The organism is Tahibacter sp., from assembly GCF_032229445.1.
GTDB lineage: Bacteria > Pseudomonadota > Gammaproteobacteria > Xanthomonadales > Rhodanobacteraceae > Tahibacter.
Window position 1 is genome coordinate 1 of record NZ_JAVTWC010000027.1, and the last position, 3076, is coordinate 3076.

A 3076-nucleotide genomic window follows, 5' to 3' on the forward strand; every position below is an offset into this window, starting at 1 on the left:
CCACATGGGCAGCCGTGGGCTGTTCGCGCTGGAAAAATGGGCCGAAAGGAAGTTTCTGAACCTGCCATAATCCGAAAGGGCACCGAAATGACCCCACAGCTCGACCTCGACACGCCGCTCTGCCTCGACGCGCCGCTTGGCACCATCATCAAGGGCAATCTGTGCTACACGCCAGCGCGCGAGTCGGTCGAGCCGCCTAAGACTGATTACCTGTGGGCCGGCAGCGGCCCGCACCTGGACTATCTGGAAATCGGCAGCCAATGCCGCTGGAATCGCCAGAATGGCGACTGGATCGACCTGAACGGCGTCGAGTACGGCTCCGCGCCGGCGTGGCAGGTGTCGGCGGTGCTGGCCAGCGATGGCTCGGCCTATACCTACCGCGTGACAATGACCGATGCTGTCCAGCAGGCGCAGGCGCTGGGCATGCACACGGCATGGATCGTGCGCTGCCTTAAAAAGATGGAATGGTGCGGCCGGCATAGCGATTCGCCGCCACTGTTGCATGTGGTCTATGACGACGGCGAGCCGGATGCGCTGGCCTGCGTCGCTTCGGTCGGCTTCAAGCGCGGCAGCGCATATTCGTTTGTCGGCAGGCCGATGATCACCACGCGCGGCGACAACGGCGTACTCGAGTTCGCGCGCCCGAAAAAGCCGGTGGCCGAAGCCTGGATGGATTGGTCTGCTATTGGCGATGGGCTGGTCGAGGGTTTTTTGATCAATCCGCCGATGAACCCCCCGGCCGTTACCGATCCGGGCCTGTCCGGTGCCTATATGCTAGATGCCGGGCTGGCCGATGACCCCGATGTATTCTTCGCGCAAAACCACCTGGACGGCACAACCAACGACGCTGTCATTGCGCGGTATGGCAAGGGCAACAACTACGCGTACAAATCGACCTGGTCGCCGCACATGTACAGCGATGCGCCGCCGGACACGGGCAAGCTTCCTTATACGCTCGAGGGCGAGTCGATCCGCAACAAATTCTTCCACGGCGCGGTGGGCAAGGTGCCGCCAACGATGGTGCCGAGCACCTACCAGGGCGAGGGCTTCTATCCGCTGGCGCCGGGTCTGGGCGCGCTCAAGATCGTCATTCCCGGCGCGCACGCGCCCGACGGCGCGAACGTCGGCAACGGCGGCAGCCTTGGTTGCGACCTTTGGACGTGCCTTCCCGAGCCGGAGTGCGGCCGCCTCGAAGAGTGGCATTGCCGATACTATATTTTCATTGCCGAGTATCCGGACGAAGCGGTCCGTGATCAAAAAATGTACCGCTCATCTCCGGGCGGCTCGGCGATCTACATCCCGCCGCGCGGAAAAATGGGGTTTGCCGGGCATCACCGCACCGAGATGGGCGGCCAGAACAGGCAAGGCGGTGGCAATCGCGGCTATGCGTTGTGGGACATTTTCGTGGACCTCGCCGATATGGCGCCGGGTTATGTGCAATACGGGCTGCACTCGCTCGATTTTCTGAAAAGCAACTGGCCTGGAACGCGCGGCGACTGCGTCTGGACCGGGCAGCAGGGCGCCCGCTACGCGAAGATGCGTCGCGGCGAGTGGTATCGAATCGATACGCGCACGAAGCTCAACACCTGGACCGAAGACTGGCGCAACCCGACCGCCGATGGCGAGTTCGACATGCTGGTCAACGGCGTGCCCGTGATCAAGTTTCGAAACTTCCCGATGCGCCAGGGGCCGATCAATACGACCGACCCGGAAATCAGCAAAACGCCCGAGGCGCGCGCTGCGAATTACGTCTATTACGACCCGGCCAGCAAATACCTGCCTGCCGTCAGGACCATGGGCGTGATGGGCACCCGGACCACGCCGTATCAAGGCGGCGTCACCGCCTGCGAACACGATCAGGTGTTTTTCCTGGCCAATCCCGTCATGGCAAGATCATACATAGGAGCAATCAACATGCCGACCACCCCAGCGCCAGAACCGCTTCCGGTACCGACCCCAGACAATCCGCCCGTCATTGACCACGGAACGATGACGTGGTCGCCGACCCGCTACGAGAACGGCATTATTCCGGTGGGCAACTGGCAAGGCTTGCCGGCGAACCGCTATGTGTTCGTCGATTCACCGCCCTTGCTTGACGCGGTCGAGAAGCCGTACTACACAGCCCGCTCCGGCGCGCCAAGCTGGACGGGGATCATGAATACCTGGTCCGGCGCGGCATGGAGCAAACCCGCGCAGGAAATGTTCATTACCGGCGGCGGCCACTTCGGCACCAGCTCGTGCGAAACGGCGATCTACCGGCTCAAAGCAGCCACACTGCTCTTCGACCGCGCCAAGGATCGTGACCCGCAAAGCGAGAATGGCGACTGGACGGTCGTCGATGGCAAGCCGGTGTTCACACCAGGCGAATCATGGTGGTCGTCGATGCTCAAGAGCGGGCAACCGGGCGCCGTGCATACGAGCTGGTCGCTACTGTGGATTCCGCCGGCGGTGATGCGCAAGATCGGTCAGTCGGGCAACGTGTCCGGAGGCATTTTCTACGCCAGCGGGGCCAATACGATCTACGACCTCGACACGAAACAGCACGTCGGGCCGACGAACTGGAAGCCGATCGGGCAAAGCAATGTTGACCTATCCGCCTCGGCGGCTTTCCTCGATGGGACCAATATCTACGGTCCGCATAACTCGTTCAACGTCTGGAAATGGGCGCTCGAAGGCACGCAGGAGACGCTCTGGAATCCAGACAGCCTGGGCGTGTTCACGTCGGTGTTCACGCATTGGGGCCACATCGTGGCCGTGCATTCCTGCTGGGGCTGGATCGAGGAGCGGCGCGAGTGCTTCGGATTTTACGGCGCCATGGCAAATGGCGGAACGAAGCCGGTGCTGCACTTTACGCGCGCGCGTTATGGCCAGGCCATCGATGCCGATGACAAAGCGTGGAGTAAATACTGCGACACCATCGCCCTGACTTCGAACGATGGATCTCACCTCGATTTTTCGGTCGAAAACCTGACGATGAGCGGCCCGCTGTTCGGTGCCGGCAACGTCTATGATGCAGACACCGCAACGCTCTACATTCAGGGCAGTACCGTCGGCGCGCCGCTCTACAAAGTGACTG

General features: G+C 61.9%; 1 protein-coding gene. It reads left to right on the forward strand.

Features of this window, described 5'->3' with window-relative positions; all coding sequences use genetic code 11:
- Positions 1–87 precede the first annotated feature (87 nt).
- A partial coding sequence (locus tag RUU78_RS06260) for a hypothetical protein (protein WP_313914792.1) occupies positions 88–3076 on the forward strand: 2989 nt, incomplete at its 3' end.